The organism is Clostridium magnum DSM 2767, assembly GCF_001623875.1.
Classification (GTDB): domain Bacteria; phylum Bacillota; class Clostridia; order Clostridiales; family Clostridiaceae; genus Clostridium_AM; species Clostridium_AM magnum.
The window spans coordinates 585256-601710 of the sequence record NZ_LWAE01000003.1; the positions used below are offsets into that span (position 1 = coordinate 585256).

At 33.2% G+C, this 16455-nt stretch carries 15 protein-coding genes; 3 read left to right on the forward strand and 12 right to left on the reverse strand.

The window, feature by feature from the left end:
• Window positions 1-159 precede the first annotated feature (159 nt).
• Window positions 160-768 carry a class I SAM-dependent methyltransferase gene (locus tag CLMAG_RS16155; RefSeq protein ID WP_066624646.1) on the forward strand — a complete coding sequence of 203 codons (609 nt, stop codon included), beginning with the start codon at window positions 160-162 and terminating at the stop codon, window positions 766-768.
• Window positions 769-825: 57 nt separating this feature from the next.
• On the opposite strand, the gene CLMAG_RS16160 is transcribed toward CLMAG_RS16155, so the two are convergent.
• The 6 genes from CLMAG_RS16160 to pxpA form a co-directional block, all read right to left on the reverse strand.
• Entirely contained in the window at window positions 826-1602 is a 777-nt protein-coding gene (locus CLMAG_RS16160; RefSeq protein ID WP_066624649.1) for an IclR family transcriptional regulator, read from the reverse strand.
• 105 nt (window positions 1603-1707) lie between these two features.
• Entirely contained in the window at window positions 1708-2712 is a 1005-nt protein-coding gene (locus CLMAG_RS16165) for a 5-oxoprolinase subunit C family protein (protein WP_066624651.1), read from the reverse strand.
• Complete coding sequence (pxpB, locus tag CLMAG_RS16170) at window positions 2712-3449, reverse strand: 5-oxoprolinase subunit PxpB (RefSeq protein ID WP_066624653.1); 738 nt, start codon at window positions 3447-3449, stop codon at window positions 2712-2714. Before pxpB ends, CLMAG_RS16165 begins: the two co-directional genes overlap by 1 nt.
• Before the next feature lie 29 nt (window positions 3450-3478).
• Window positions 3479-4432, reverse strand: a complete 954-nt coding sequence (locus CLMAG_RS16175) for a DUF979 domain-containing protein (RefSeq protein ID WP_066624656.1) — start codon at window positions 4430-4432, stop codon at window positions 3479-3481.
• Between the two features lies 1 nt (window position 4433).
• Complete coding sequence (locus CLMAG_RS16180; RefSeq protein WP_066624659.1) at window positions 4434-5144, reverse strand: DUF969 domain-containing protein; 711 nt, start codon at window positions 5142-5144, stop codon at window positions 4434-4436.
• 164 nt (window positions 5145-5308) lie between these two features.
• Window positions 5309-6070: a 5-oxoprolinase subunit PxpA gene (gene pxpA / locus CLMAG_RS16185; protein ID WP_066624661.1), complete on the reverse strand. Its 762-nt coding sequence runs from the start codon at window positions 6068-6070 to the stop codon at window positions 5309-5311.
• Window positions 6071-6444: 374 nt separating this feature from the next.
• On the opposite strand from pxpA, the gene lplA reads away from it, so the two are divergent.
• Window positions 6445-7437, forward strand: coding sequence for a lipoate--protein ligase (lplA, locus tag CLMAG_RS16190; protein ID WP_066624662.1), 993 nt, complete (start codon window positions 6445-6447; stop codon window positions 7435-7437).
• Window positions 7438-7633: 196 nt separating this feature from the next.
• Window positions 7634-7960 carry a hypothetical protein gene (locus CLMAG_RS16195; RefSeq protein WP_066624663.1) on the forward strand — a complete coding sequence of 109 codons (327 nt, stop codon included), beginning with the start codon at window positions 7634-7636 and terminating at the stop codon, window positions 7958-7960.
• A gap of 149 nt (window positions 7961-8109) precedes the next feature.
• Here CLMAG_RS16195 and CLMAG_RS16200 read toward each other — a convergent pair whose 3' ends face one another.
• The 6 genes from CLMAG_RS16200 to CLMAG_RS16225 all read right to left on the reverse strand — a co-directional run bounded on the left by CLMAG_RS16200 (window position 8110) and on the right by CLMAG_RS16225 (window position 16453).
• Window positions 8110-9801, reverse strand: a complete 1692-nt coding sequence (locus CLMAG_RS16200) for a PucR family transcriptional regulator (RefSeq protein ID WP_066624666.1) — start codon at window positions 9799-9801, stop codon at window positions 8110-8112.
• 335 nt (window positions 9802-10136) lie between these two features.
• Window positions 10137-11081 carry a 3-hydroxyacyl-CoA dehydrogenase family protein gene (locus tag CLMAG_RS16205; protein ID WP_066624669.1) on the reverse strand — a complete coding sequence of 315 codons (945 nt, stop codon included), beginning with the start codon at window positions 11079-11081 and terminating at the stop codon, window positions 10137-10139.
• Window positions 11082-11191: 110 nt separating this feature from the next.
• A complete protein-coding gene (arcC, locus tag CLMAG_RS16210) occupies window positions 11192-12139 on the reverse strand; it encodes a carbamate kinase (RefSeq protein WP_066624674.1) in 948 nt (315 codons plus the stop codon).
• 80 nt (window positions 12140-12219) lie between these two features.
• The gene (uraA, locus tag CLMAG_RS16215; RefSeq protein ID WP_066624677.1) at window positions 12220-13548 is read right to left on the reverse strand and encodes a uracil permease; all 1329 of its coding nucleotides are present in this window, start codon (window positions 13546-13548) and stop codon (window positions 12220-12222) included.
• A gap of 83 nt (window positions 13549-13631) precedes the next feature.
• Window positions 13632-15983, reverse strand: coding sequence for a xanthine dehydrogenase family protein molybdopterin-binding subunit (locus tag CLMAG_RS16220; RefSeq protein ID WP_066624680.1), 2352 nt, complete (start codon window positions 15981-15983; stop codon window positions 13632-13634).
• Window positions 15983-16453 carry a (2Fe-2S)-binding protein gene (locus tag CLMAG_RS16225; RefSeq protein ID WP_066624683.1) on the reverse strand — a complete coding sequence of 157 codons (471 nt, stop codon included), beginning with the start codon at window positions 16451-16453 and terminating at the stop codon, window positions 15983-15985. The genes CLMAG_RS16220 and CLMAG_RS16225 overlap by 1 nt, the downstream gene beginning before the upstream one ends.
• Window positions 16454-16455 lie beyond the last annotated feature (2 nt).

Genomic DNA, 16455 nt, shown 5'->3' on the forward strand with positions numbered 1-16455 from the left:
TTAAAATATTTAAATGCTTTTTATTAATTCATCAAAAATATCATCAAAACATATTGAAATATACATTTAAATCTTTATAATATATATTATAAGAGGATAAGTTTAATAATATATATTGTAGATAATTTTTACATTTTAAAGTGATGGAGGTATATATAAATGAAATGCGGAGAAAAAAATTTAAAATTTAATAAAGCTGAAATTGATGTATGTCCATCTAATTATTCACCTGCAGTTTATCACATAAAAGAAAACATCAGCCGCAATTCTGGGGTTTGTATTGATGTAGGTAGTTGTGATGCTACTTTAGGTATTGAAATGGCTAAAGTAACAGATATGTCTGTTTATCTACTTGATAAATCAGCAGACTCATTAGATATTAAAGTGAAAAAAGCTGAAAATACTGGTTTAAAAAATAGGGTTAAACCATTACCTGGAGATGTACATAATATACCATTGGAGGATCAATCCGTTGATCTAGTTGTAAGTAAGGATTCTATATGGTTCTGGAAAGATCCTATAAAAGCCTTTAAAGAGATATATAGAGTGTTATCTCCTGAGGGGATTGCTTATGTTGAAGGAGATTTGTATACTACGGAATTTGATTATAATAGAAAAGAAAGAGGTTTTTCTAAGAAAAGAAAAAAGAACAAGAATGAAAATGTTGTTGAAAAACTTGTAAATATATTAATTAGTGCAAATATAAAATATTTTGCAGTAACGCAAGATGATTGTGGACCTTGGGTTCTGTTTAAAAAAGCAGTTTAGTTATAATGAAGACTTTTATAAGTATAATCAAACAGAAAAAATCAACTTATAGAATAATCATAAGTTGATTTTTTCTTTTAATCCTTTCCAGCCTAATTTATATGAAATCTCATTTCCGCCCTTTTTGACCAATTCAACCAATTTTGACAGATGCTCCTCTTGAAATCGCATACTTGGACCTACAAGACTGATTCCTGCCACAACTTGATTTAAAGAATCAAAAATAGGTGCTGCCACAGCTGAAGAGTAATCTTGTAGTTCGGAATGGCTTACAGCATATCCATTCTTTTCAGATTCTGCTAAAACCTGCAATAAATAATTCTTGTCCGTTATTGTCTGCATTGCGACTTGCTTTAATTCAGTTTGCTTTAAATATTGTTCAATTTCTATTTCTGGTAAAAAAGCAAGAAGTATACGGGGGCATGCCCCTCCATATAATGGTGCTCTACGTCCAATTTTGGTATATACTCTGACAGGCTGCAGTGTTTCTAATTTTTCAATATATATAGCTTCATTTCCTTCCTTAATAACTAGGTTAACCGCCTCTCCTGCTTCCTCACGAAGAGAATACATGATAGGCAAAGCAATTTTGCGTATATCTATTCTCTCTTTAACCAATTGACCAAATTCTAAAAATAAAAACCCAAGAGAATATTTATTATTCTCCTCTTTCTTTAGAAACCCCATATCTTCTAGTGAACTAACCATACGATGAACAGAAGTTTTGGGTATGCCTGATAATTGTACCATTTCACTTAAACTAAGCTTTGGATAACTGCGAAAGAGATTCAATAAATCCATTGATTTTACAACTGTTTTATTTTTGTTTTGCATAACTTATTCATACCTTTAATAGTAAATTTTATATGCTTTAAATTTTATCCTGTTGTATAACAAAAAGCAATATTTAATTCTACAATCTTCACAGATATTTGCCAATTAGCATTTTCGCAAAGTAATTGCTATTTTGAGATTTTGAATATATTTTTCTCTTTCAATGTACAGCCTTTCAGCTTCTTCAAGAGAAATCTCCTCAAAAGAAATCCTGTCTCCTGGCTTGCTTTGAACAACTTTAGAAATATCTACTGTAGCTATCTGTGCAATTTTAGGGTATCCACCTACAGTTTGCCTGTCAGCTAATAATATAATCGGGTTTCCGTCAGGTGGTACCTGGATGGTTCCAAGAGCTACTGCTTCAGAAATCATTTCCAAAGGCTTCTCTAAATTTATAGCTGGTCCCTGCAAACGGTATCCCATTCTATCCGATTGGTGGCTAATCTTAAAAGAACAAGTAAGAAATTGTTTTTTACTATCTAAAGAAAACTGATCAAATTGTCTATTCCTTATAACTCGAATCTTAATATTTTGAGAATCCTTTATAACCGATTTTTTTCTTAAATACCAAAGTGTTGAGCTAAAAAAATTTGCTGAATGTTTTTTAGATAAATTTTCTATAATATTTAGTGACTCTTCTCTAGGCGATTTAAATTCCAACACATCGTCTTTTTGTAATCCTCGTCCTTGAAACCCACCTATTCCAGCTCTAAGATATGTGCTTTTACTTTCCATAACTTCTGCAACATCATATCCACCTGCAACAGCTAGATAGGAACGGCAACCAGACTTACAAGCTCCAAATTTCAAAATACTTTTTTCATGCAAATAAACAGGTCTCCACATAGGAATAGATTCTCCATTAATTGTAGGTGACAAATCACCACCAGTAATAGCCAGAAGAGTACCTTTTTCTATTTCTAGTGAGGGTCCCATTAAGGTAATCTCAAGCGCCGCTTCACCTTCTTTATTCCCTACTAGAAGATTTGCAAGCCTTAACGAATAAGTATCCATAGCACCACTAACTATTATTCCATACTTTTGATATCCATATCTACCCAAGTCTTGAATTGTTGTCAAAAGACCAGGATTAATAACTGTTATACCCACTATCTTTCCTCCTTATGTTTTTTATATTCCTCATAGGAAATTGGATAAAATTTTACTATGTCACCGGATTTGAGAAGGCTTGGGGAGGATTCCTTGGGACGAAACAGTTCTAATGGAGTACGTCCAATTAACTGCCAGCCCCCTGGGGTACCTATAGGATAAACACCTGTTTGCATTCCTGCAATTCCTACTGAACCTTGGGGAATTAGCATACGAGGACTTTGACGCCTGGGAACAGAGATTTTTTCAGACATTCCACCTAAGTACGGAAAACCTGGAGCAAAGCCAATCATATAAACAAGGTATTCACCACTGGAATGAATTTTAACTACTTCATCCACAGTAATTTTATTATATTCTGCTACATATTCTAAGTCTGGACCAAACTCTCCACCATAGCATACAGGAATCTCAACAATTCTTGGTTTACTATTAGCAAACTCATTTAATGATAATAAAATTTCTTGAAGTACAGATTTAACAATGTTATAAGAAAGTTGGCCTTTTTCTGCATAATTAGTTTGTAGATTTTTAACTTTTATAGGATCATAAAACACAGCAACACTTGAAAAGGCAGATACACATTCAATCATTCCTTGAAATGGATGTGTATCAAGATAATCCGTTAACGCCTTAGTCTTTCTGTGTATATCTGGATGAATATTATTTCCAAATTCAACTAAGATTCCAGATTCACCTATAGGAAACATCTCAACTGATACCTTTACTTTTTTCATTGTAACATTCACTCCAGTCTAAAGTAAAATTAATAAACAAGAAAATACATTAAGAATATATTTACTGTTAATAACATCAATGCCGTTGGTACTTGTGCTTTAATAACGCCATTTTTATCTGGCAAATCTAATAATGCTGCAGGAACAATATTATAATTGGCTGCCATAGGGGTCATAAGTGTTCCGCAATAACCTGAGAACATTCCAATTGCCGCTAGTACTGCTGGATTTCCTCCATGCATTTGTACAACTAAAGGTAGTCCTATTCCTCCCGTAATAACAGGAAATGCTGCAAAGGCGTTCCCCATAACCATTGTAAACAAAGCCATAGCTAGAACATAGGCAACAACAACTAAAAACTTATTGTCGACAGGAATCGCCCCACTAACCAGTTTTGTAACAGCGGTACCAACACCAGCTACAGTAAAAAGTCCTCCTAGAGCTGCTAACATTTGAGGAAGAATAGATGCCCATCCAATAGTATCAATTAACCTTCTACTCTCTTTAATAGATTGCATTGCCTTTTGTTTTGTTATTAATAAGGATACAACTAAAGCAATTAAACAAGCTATTCCTAGACTGACAATAGTAACATTACTTTTATCTAGTAATAGTAATCCTCCTATTTTTACATCTTTAAGCCACAAGGCTCCAATTATCGTAACAATAGGAATTAAAAGTGCTGGCAAAAATAATAAGTTTCCTAGCTTTTTAGCAGAAGCTTTACGCTCAGTTTCAGTAGACTCACTATATGAACCTAATCCTACGCCACCAAAGCCTGCTGTAACAGCAATTAAAATCACCATAATTCCCATATACATTGGTGGAATAACTTTTCCAAATAGGAATGTAAGTGCGTAAAGTCCCCAAAACAAAGCAGTAGTGACACGTTTAGGATTTTTTTTATCTTTCAAAGTTAAAACAGTAATTAAAGTTAAAAAGATACCTGCTATATAATAAATAAACTCAAGGCTAATAATCATGTTATCTCACTCCCCCTATATTGATATTCTCATCTTCTGTATTTGAATCTTCTACCTCTTTTTTTATTTTTCTATCAAGTAAAATAAGTCTTATACCGTGGATTAAAAATGCTGATATAGCAGTTGGTATTCCCCAAAGGGCTATATGTATAGGATCTAAATGAATTCCATTTTGATCATAGAAGCCTTTTATAAGTAAAATTGCACCAAAGGCTATAAATATATCTTCTCCAAAGAATACCCCAACGTTATCTGCGGATGCAGCAAAAGCCTTAATTTTGTTACGGGTTTTCTCTGGTAAATTACCATATTTATTTTCAGCTGCTGCCTCTGCCATAGGTGAAACAAGAGGACGTACCATTTGTGCATGTCCACCAAAACTTGTTAAACCTAAAGCAGCTGTTATCTCACGTATAAAAAGATATAATAGTAAAATACGTCCACAGGTTGCAGCCTTTATTTTACCAATTAATATTTGTGATTGTTCTTTTAATCCACTTCTTTCTAATAACCCAATAACAGGCAAAGTAAGTATGAATAATGACAAATATCGATTTTTCACAAAGGATTCTCCGAAGATTGTGAGAATTTTAAAAATAGAAAGATCACCAGCAAATCCAGTAGCAATACCTGCAATAGTTACCACTAGCAGAGGATTAAAACGCATTGCAAAACCAACAACAACAATAACAACACCAATCAATGTAAACATAAATTTTCCCCTTTCAAACAATAAAATATAACCTTAATTATTTATCCGATGACTACCCGCTCTAATACTCCCATCTTTTTCAAAGTGGGAATAAAGAGCAGATACGTCACTGGATTCGTTCAACTAATAATCAAGTGGGGTTGAAACCCCATCTGATTAAAGTTTCACTTCATAAAACTCTTAATATTAATTTCAAAAGCCTCTAACTGCTTATTGATTTCTTGTGCAAAAGCTAATGCATGTACACCATCGCCATGTAGGCAAATTGTCTCTGCTTTTATTGGAATATCAAAACCCTGCTGACATAGTACGGTTCCTTCTCTAACCATCTTTATAACCTGTTTAATAGCATCCCCTTCATCGGTAATAACAGCATTCCTCTCAGTTCTAGGTGTAAGTGAACCATCTTCCTGATAGGTTCTATCTGCAAAGACTTCACTAGCAGTACGAAGTCCTACCTTTTCTCCTGCTTTTATAAGTTCACTTCCTGAAAGACCAAATAATATTAGTTGGGAGTCTACTTTATAAATAGCCTCAGCTATTGCCTTAGCTAGAATATGGTTTTTAGCAGCCATATTATAAAGCGCTCCGTGAGGCTTAACATGCTGTAATTTTCCACCTTCAGCTTTTACAAATGCATTTAAAGCACCAACCTGATAAACTACCATATCATAAGCATCTTCCGGAGAAATATTCATATTTCTTCTTCCGAATCCCACTAAATCAGGAAGCCCTGGATGTGCTCCTATTGAAACTTCATTCTCAATGGCAAGTCTTACAGTTTTATGCATAACCGCTGGATCCCCTGCATGAAATCCACAAGCAATATTTGCAGATGTAACAAAGGTTAATATTTCTTCATCCGCACCTATTTTATAATTACCAAAACTCTCTCCTAAATCACAATTCAAGTCAACTTTATACATACTAATCCTTCCTCTCCACGAATTTCACTTCATCCAAAAACTATAGTTCCAATTTTCGGCACGTATGTTCCATTTTATAGAATATTATACTGGTTTATTGTAAAAAACTCAATAACTTATTAAAAAATATATTAATTTTTCTCATAATCATATTTTTTCACAGGATATTTTTATAAATCGTCAATTAGATTCACAGTCCATTTTATTTGTATAAAAAACATTATTAAGGAACTTTTTATCTTGGTTGATACTGGATTAGTATTGTATAATATTAGTTGAAACTACATTCAGGTGGGCTTGTTCTAACACTGATAAATTTTAGAATTCAAACAATAATGATCTGATAGTAATTTTAAAAATAGGGGGAATATATTTTGTTAACTAATAATATTGAAACAAAAATCATCTCATCTTTAGAATTTGATCCTTGGTATAATTTAGCTTTAGAGGAACACCTATTACATACGGTAAAAGAAAATGAAGTAATTCTTTATCTATGGCAAAATCAAAACACTGTAGTTATTGGAAGTAATCAAAATCCATGGAAAGAATGTAAGTGTAAAGATTTAGAAAAAGATAACGGAAAACTAGCAAGAAGACTTTCAGGGGGAGGTGCAGTTTTCCATGACTTAGGCAACCTGAACTTTACTTTTATAACCACTAAGCCTCTGTATAATTTAGAAAAACAATTACAGGTTATTTTAAATGCAGTACAAAAAGAAGGAATAAATGCACATCCTAGTGGAAGAAATGATCTTGAAATAGATGGTAAAAAGTTTTCTGGTAATGCATTTTATTCTAGTAGAAACTTAACATATCACCACGGCACTATACTTATAGATGTAGATATGAGTAAATTAGGACTTTATCTACAAGTTTCAAAGGAAAAAATTAAAGCTAAAGGAATAGATTCTGTACAAGCTAGGGTTGTAAATCTTAAAAATTTAAATGACGCTATAACAATTGATTCTATGAAAAATAACTTAAAGGAAAGTTTTAAAACTTTATATGGTGGAAGTTGTGAGGAATTCACCTTTGATAAGGACAGCTTTAGTATAGATACTTTATATAAAAAGTATTCTTCCTGGAACTGGATTTATGGAGAATCTCCAGCCTTTGATATCACACTTGAAAAAAGATTTCCTTGGGGAAACATAGATATTTCATTAAGTCTTAAAAAATCTATTATAAAAAAAGCTGTTGTATATTCGGATGCTATGAATAATGATTTGATTGTAAGAATAGGCAACTCATTACCAGAAACTGCATTTGATATGGTAAAAATATGCGAAAAACTTAGAACTTTGAGTAACAATTTAGAGGAAGAGAAAATTATTGAAGACATATGCGGCTGGTTACTAGCATAGCTTACTGAAACTAAAGAAAATTCTAAAAAATAATTAATAAAGCAGGTAACGAAAACGATATCATATGATTTTTGTTCTCTTTTTTTATCTAACGCGTTTTCATTTTAAATATATATTGGCAACATAGCAAATACTCAGTATAATATAATCATCGAGTCAGAAAATTCTAAATTTACATAAAGGGGAATGGTAAAAAATGAACAGTCTAAATTATTTTGATAACAGAGAAGATTGTAAAAAGTTCTTGGACAGTTTTAATTTTGAATATTTTATACCTTATTTTCATGATTGGATTGGTTATAATAGGTATACTGTTCAGCTTAATGAAGAATGTACAAAGGTAGTATACTGCTCTTTAGATTCTGTTGAAGATGGATTAGTTAAAGATTCCTTTCCTTTTTTCGACATCGAAAGACTAAAGGTAAAAAATAAAGAAGGAATATTAGTAAATGCTTTCCAACTTGCTCAAGCAGGAGAATCCCTAAGAAGATACGTGAAAGGAAAAAGGTATTTAGCAGAATAAAATTATATTAATAGTTCTTAAAGTAAAAACTTTTATAATGAACATCATAAAGATGTTTAGTACATAAATAAACCATGCTATATCTATATAACCATCAGAGTTTCCTAGATATGTCATGGTTTATTTTATTTTTATTTAAATATTATTATTTAAATTAATTCTAAAGCTTTCAAAGCAATTTCAAACTTTAGTCTACTATCACCATTTTCGAAGTCAACACCTATAATATCCTTTATTTTCTGAATTCTATATACTATAGTATTATAATGCATAAACATTTCTTTAGACATCTTTTTCATATTGCCATTACACTGAAAATAAACTTTTAGAGTTTTAATTAACTCAGTATTATTTATTTTGTCATATTCTACAATTGGATTTATTGTATCGCTGCAAAATTTAATAAGCTCCGTTTGAATGCCATCAAAACATAATATTCTATATAATCCTAAGTCATCATAATGCAAAATATTTGCCGTATTTGATTTGTTAAATTTTTCCACAACAATCTTAGCTTGTTCATAACTTTTATTAAGCTTGCACAGGTCTATATATGATCGCCCGATTCCAATTCTGAATTTTTGTTCTTTAAACTTTTTTAGAGCCTCTGTTTCTATGTTTTCACAGAAGTTCATCACTTTTTTCTTTATTAAATCAGATTTCTCCGCTGGTTCACTTCCATATAATATAACGATGCTATTATTTTTATCCACGTACAATATTGTTTCTTTCTGTAATTTAGCAATTCTATCAATAATAAATAAAAAGTTAGTAACAATGTTTTTGTTAAAGTTTGATTTAGTAGAAACTATATCCTTATTTTTATGATAGTCATAAAAATATATAATTAATACAGTGTATTTTAATCCTAATTTGAAATTAAAGGTTTTTGCACTTTCAATAGCCTCATTTTGCCTATTTTCATCATTGCTTAACAAATTATTAAAAAACTCCAATTTATACTTGCTCTCCATATTTGCTAAGGAAAGTTTTTTTACAAAATTCAATGCAATAATATGAACATAGGACTCAATAAGTAATTTATCATACAATCCTAAATCCTTTTTATCTGTCCATATAAAGATATATCCATATTTAGTCTTTTCAATAACTATGGGAATAGTTATCCTCCTTATGGCTTTTCCCATAATAACATCTACACTTTCATTATAAATCCCGTCAATTTCATTACCTACACCTTTACAACTCAAACTTGCTTCCTCATTAATAAATTTATCTATTAGTCCTCTATTTATAGCTTGAGCATAAATATTACTCTCTGTACTCCTATCCCAAATAAATTCATAGCTACCACTGACATTTTCATATATAGCCAGTGGATGTTCAATATTTTCATATAATTTTTCAGCAATTTCTTTTAAGGTTCCACCTTTCATCATTATGTCCATTACTTCAGTAATAAATTTTTCAATTTTTGAATGTATATCCATTTGTTCTTCGATTACTAAGTCTAGAATAATTGAGATTACATCCGTATGTGAAACATTAAAAGGAACTTGGACAATAGGAAAACTTAATTGGTCAGCTAAATCAATAATATTTTGAGGCAACTCCTTTACATATCTGCCTACTTTAATCCCTAGTCCTGCTACACCTTTTTCATTTAGTTTTGGAATAAGTTCAAGAAGTATATTTATGTTATCTTTTATTGCATAGGCTGCTGTAATCAAAAATTCTCCTGAACTAACCCAGTCTATAATATCTGGAACCTCCATAACATTAACATTTGTAACTCTCCTTGATATCCCTGATGCACCGCCTAAAATTTTAACACCCTTAAGTACATCATTTTCTAAAAGCTGTCCTAAAGAAATTCCCAAATAATTATACAGAATACCACACCCTTTAGAAATTTAACATGACTAACTTGGCGTAAGTCTCCCACTTCTTCAAGTGGGAGTTCAACGCCAAGTAAGCCATGCATTCGCAGCTCTAAAATTCAGATGGGGTAAAAGAATCCCCATCTGAATTAAGATCTTGCTTCAATACTTCACAAAATTATTTCTGCTTAGTTATATGTTTGCTAAGCTCAATTTATTCCAAATTTCAATGCAATAAAAATAGGATTTAGCATTGAAACTAATTTTATTTTCAATGCTAAATCCTCTAGCTTGGATTTGTCTAAAATATTTCATTAATAATAGCTTCTAGCCCCCTAACTACCTTTCTCTCTATCTTTTTCTAAAAAATATGAAAGCAGTTCTGCTCGCTCTTTTTGCTTAGTTTGCAAAGTCTGAGGTGCCCAATCGTAAAATCCCTGCCCAGTCTTGCTTCCTAATTTACCTTTCTCAACCTTACTTTTTATTAACTCAGAGGGTTCCAATGAATTACAAAGATCTTTAAGCAAATATTTAGATATGGAGTACACTACGTCAAGTCCTGCTAAATCAGCGGTACAGATTGGACCAGTAACTGGGAGCCTTCTTCCTAGTCCCAATTGAATGGCCTTATCAACTTCTTCTGGTTCTGCAAAACCTTGTTCTACTATATATAAAGCTTCCCTAAGCAAGGCATGTTGAAGCCGATTGCCAATAAATCCTATACATTCTTTTTTCATAATAATAGCCTTTTTACCTATAGATTCAACCCATTCTATGGTTTTATTAACTGTTTCCTGGGATGTTTTTTCACCGGGTACTACTTCTACGAGAGGCATTAATTGAGGTGGATTCCAGAAATGTGCTACCACTACTCTTTCAGGATGTTTTGTATTTTTTGCTATAGCTGTTGGCGAAAGTCCAGAAGTGCAGGTAGATAAGATTACATTCTCAAGACAAAGTTCATCTAATTGCTTAAAGATTTTCTGTTTTAATTCTATATTTTCATCTATGCACTCAATAACTAAGTCCACATCTTTAGCTGCATATGCAATTGTTTCTACTCCTTTTATCCTATTTAAAATTTCTTCACACTGTTTTTCCTCTAAATTACCTCTATGCTTTAATGAATAGAGAGTTGATTTTATATTTTTAAATCCTTTATTTAACATTATATCAGACTTATCATAAACAATTACATTTAATCCAGCCTGTGCACAAAGTAATGCTATTCCATGTCCTATTGTTCCTATACCAATTACCGATACAGTTCTAATATTCAATGTTACCATCTCCTATATTAGTTCTACCAATTTATTATTTTCAGGATTTCTTACTTAACAATTGCTCTCTTATATAAAATGTCCCTAAATTGAACATACTACCAATTGTTCTAGCTTATAAGTGTTCCTGTCCTACCCTGAAGTGCTTCTTTAACTTTTTCTAAGGATGTTATTATGGATTTTCTGCCTTTTTTTGATTCTGCAAACATTACTGCAGCTTTCACCTTTGGAAGCATGGAGCCAGCGGCAAATTGATCCTCTTTTATATATTCATTAGCCTGATCAATATTCATTTTACATATATCTTCTTGATTTTTCTTATTAAAATTTATTGCAACTTTTTCGACTCCAGTAAGCATTAATAAAATATCTGCATCAATGATTTCAGCAAGCTTTTCCGATGCAAAATCTTTATCGATTACTGCAGATATTCCTTGTAATGTTCCATCACTATTTTCAACCTCTGGAATCCCTCCACCACCAACTGCAATTACAATATGGCCTTCTTTTACAAGAGTTGTAATTACCTTCTCCTCCACAATAGCTTTAGGAATGGGTGATGCTATAACTCTTCTCCACCCTCTTCCTGCATCCTCTTTCATTAAATATCCAGTTTCAGACATAATTTTTTCTGCCTGCTCTTTAGTAAAAAACGAACCAATTGGTTTAGTAGGATTTTTAAATCCAGAATCATTTTTATCGACCACTACCTGTGTTATTATTGTAGCTACTTGCTTATCAATTTCTCTTTTTATTAACTCTTTTTTTATAGCTTGTTGCAAATGATATCCAATATATCCCTGACTCATAGCTCCACATTCTGGCAGGGGCATTACCCTTTTAGATTTATCACTTAATGCTGCTGTTTCATAGGTTGAAATAATTTGACCTACCTGGGGTCCATTACCATGTGTAACAATAATCTCATTACCTTCCTCTACAAGATCCACAATAGACTTTGCTGTTTCATAGCAAGTTATAAGTTGTGCCATTGCTGAGTCATCCTTAGGATTTGTTTGAAGAGCATTTCCACCTAGTGCCACTACTATCCTTGACATAAATACCTCCCTGAAATCAGTAATTAATTAGCAATACCTTGGGATAACACCACAAAATGGTATTATCCCTTAAATACATACTATTTGATATTATTATCTGAGCTATCTTCGTCAAATCTTATTTTATATTCTTCATTCATTATTCCAAGCTTACCTAGAATATAGAAAATAATTGATAATACAACTCCAACTATAGCAGCAAACGCCATTCCTTTTAACTGTACTGTACCCAAGCTAATTGAAGCTCCACTTACTCCAACTACAAATGTAACTGCTCCTAAAACCATATTATAATTAACACTAAAGTCTACCTTTTGTTCAACAAACATTCTAATACCTTGAACAGCTATAATTCCATAAAGAAGCATTGTAATACCGCCCATAACTGGACCAGGAATTGATTGTATTGCAGCCGCAATTTTACCCACGCAGGATAAAATTATAGCGATTATTGCTGCTCCTCTTATTACCCATACAGAATAAACTCTTGTAATAGCCATTACACCTATATTTTCACCGTAAGTAGTATTTGGTGTAGAACCGGTAAAGCCAGAGAGCACATTACTAATACCATCTCCAAGAAGTGAACGGTAAAGACCTGGATCTTCTAATAGGTTTGATTCAGTTATTTTACCAGTAACAATTAGGTGACTTATGTGTTCAGCAAGCACAACTATACAGGCCGGTGCGATTATAACAATTGCACTCCAATCAAATACTGGTGCAGTAAATGTTGGTATAGAAAACCACTTAGCATTTGCAATTACAGTAGTATCAACCATTCCCATAGCAAAGGCAAGAAGATATCCACAAATTACAGCAATAAGAATTGGAATTACTTGAGCAAACCCTCTAAATACTACAGAACCAAATACCCCAATAGCCAATGTAAATAAAGCTACTGTAATAACTTGCGGATTTGCAATATAGGGTTCAACCACTTTACCTACTGCAGTTGCTGCAGGTGCAAGTCCTGATTGTGTTGCTGCAACTGGAGCAAGTTCAAGTCCTATAATAGCAACAACTGCACCCATAACAGCCGGAGGCATTACAATATCAATCCACTTAACACCAAACTTCTTTACAACAAAGGCCATCACAATAAAGAATAAACCAAAAAAGATAAATCCTGACTGAGCATGACTGACTCCACCAAAAGACGCAATGATTAACAATGTAGGAGAAATAAACGCGAAACTGGATCCTAAATAAGCTGGAATTCCACTTTTAGTTACATAGGAATAAATCAAAGTTCCAATACCATTCATCAGCAAACAAATTGCAGGGTTTATACCCAAAATTAGTGGAACAAGAATAGTTGCGCCAAACATAGCCGTCAAATGTTGAAAACTAAGTGGAATTGTTTCAGCAATTGGTAATTTTTCACGGATTCCTACGACACGTCTCATTGTTTCACTCCCTTAATATTATTTATTTAAATCCAGTTTATTAAGGTAGAAATATATCTTACTAAACTAGAAATAATCGAATGTTAAACTGACGTCTTCTTATTTAAGGCTGTATACACTTTATCTGCTGTAAAAGGTGTTTCAAATAATTCAACTCCTGTAGCATCAGCAATTGCATTACCCATAGCAGACGTAATTGAAATCATAGGATGTTCAGCACAACCTCTCGCCCCATATGGTCCATCAAGCTGAGGTGTTTCTACACAGTGAACTTCTATTATATCTGGTAAATCTTGCATTGTAGGAATTTTATAATCTACAAAGCTTTTTGTTAATAACTTACCTTCCTCATTATATTTAAGTTCTTCAGAAATAGCAGTACCTACTCCTTGAACAACGCCACCAACAATTTGTCCTTTGACAATCATTTCATTTATAACTTTACCTAGATCTATAGCGGTTACAATCTTTAGAATCTTAGTGTCACCTGTATTTGTATCTACTTCAATCTCCATAGCATGAGCACCAAAGGTCCAGTCTAAAGCCGGCCTCCCCTGTCCTGTTTCTTTATCTAAGATTGTTAACCCTTGGGCAATACTCTTACCCCTTCCAATTAAAGGACCACCAATTGCATTTCCATTTGGATAGGTATACCCTACTGCCATTTCACTATAGTAGATTTTTTCTTCTGGAAATTGTTTTACATAAACACACTGATCACCAATTGCTAGCTCACGTCTAGCTGCACGAAGTACAATCCCTGCCATCTGAAAAATTTGGTCTTCTAAGTCATTACAGGCTTCAATTACTGCATTACCAGCAAGAATTGTCATACGACTTGCAACAGTTTGCCAATCATAAGGTGCTGAATCAGTATTAGTTTCAAATACTACATGAACTTTTTCTATAGGTATATGCAGTCTTTCGCCAATAATCTGAGCCATAGCTGTATATGCCCCTTGCCCCATATCTATACCTGAAACATTAAATCTTACTGATCCGTCCTCATTCATCTGAATAATAGCTGATGTAGCTGCATTACTTGGCATTGCAGGTGCCTTATGTAAGACAGCAATCCCTTTTCCTCTATATTTTCCACTTTTCTTTTCCTGTTCCTTTTGTTCTTCACTCTTAGGTTCTCCCCATCCAATTCTATCCGCAACAGTTTTGAGACATTTAATAACATTTCCTGATTGCTCATAAATTGGCTCACCAGTTATGGTAATAGAACCTGGTTTTAATAGGTTTTTAAGTCTGAACTCTAGTGAATCCATCCCTAATTTCTTTGCTACAAACTCCATCTGTCTCTCAATAGCCCAGAAAATTTCAGCGTGTCCAAAACCTCTATATGCTGTACCAAATAAACGATTTGTATAAACTGTTTTAGAATCCACTTTAACATTATCTATTTCATAAGGACCTACAGCAGAATAACCTGTTGCCCTTGTAATATTAACACCATAATCCGCATAAGCTCCAGCATCCCATAGATATTCAACTTCTTCAGCTATGATTTTTCCTGATTTTTTAACACCTGTCTTTACCCTTGCCACTAAGCCCTGTCTACAAGGTAATGTTGATATTTCTTCTTCTCTGGTTGCTACAAGCTTTACTGGTTTTCCATTTGCCGCTTTTGAAAGAAGTGCAACTAATGGTTCTAGATGGATTCCGGCTTTTCCACCAAATCCTCCACCTATATATGGCACTGTAACATCAATTTTTTCAATTGGAACATCTAAGGCAATACTAAACAAATTACGCAAAGTATAAGGAGATTGTGCACTGCTCCAAATTTTTATTTTATCCCCTGTCCCCCATTTAGCGATTACAGCATGAGTTTCCATTGGTACATGGAGTATTTGGGGTACATAAAACTTATTTTCAATTACAAAATCTGACTCTTGAAACCCCTTATCTATATTACCTTTTCTTAATTTAAAATGATTTGCTACGTTGGTTCCTGCCTCTGGGAAAAATACATCAGGAATAGTTTTATAATTACCTAAATCCTCATGAACTAGTATTGCATTAGGTTTTACAGCTTCCTCAACATCTAGCAGTACTTTTAAAGGCTCATATTCAATTTCAATAAGTTCTATTGCCCTTTCAGCAGTGTCTATATCAACTGCAGCTACTGCAGCTACTGCCTCACCAAAATATCTTACTTTATCTACAGCCAGGATAGGTTTATCAACGATATATATTCCAAGCTTCTGATAGGCCTGCTCTCCTGTTAATATAGCTTTAACTCCTGGTAATTCTTTTGCTTTACTTATATCAATTTTTTTAATAAGTGCATGTGCATAGGGACTGGTCTTAATTCTTGCATATAACATTCCCTTGAAAAACATATCCTGAACATACTCCGCTTCTCCAGTAACTTTTTCAACTCCGTCTAGTCTAGGAATACCCTTTCCTACATAGTTATAATCCATTATTCTTCACCTTCCCTTGAAGCTGCTTCAACAGAATCAACAATTGCTTCATAGCCGGTACATCTGCATAGATTGCCTTGCATTGCTTCTTTTATTTCTTCCCTATTTGGATGAGGGTTCTTAATTAAAAGAGCTTTAGCAGACATTATCATACCTGGAGTGCAGAATCCACATTGCAATCCATTATGCTTTATGAATTCTCTTTGAAGTTTTGATAGCTTTCCATTTTTCGCTTCACCTTCAATTGTCTGAACATGCCCCTCTGCAGCCTCCAAAGCCATCACACAACAAGAATTTACTGCTTTTCCATTTAGAATTACGGTACAAGCACCACACTCTCCTACTCCACAGCCTTCCTTAGTCCCAGTTAATCCTAACTTTTCTCTAAGAAACCATAGCAAAGTACTATTCGAAGGTATTTCTTCAAAAACCTCTTCTCCATTTACAAACAAGTGTAGCTTTTCCATCATAC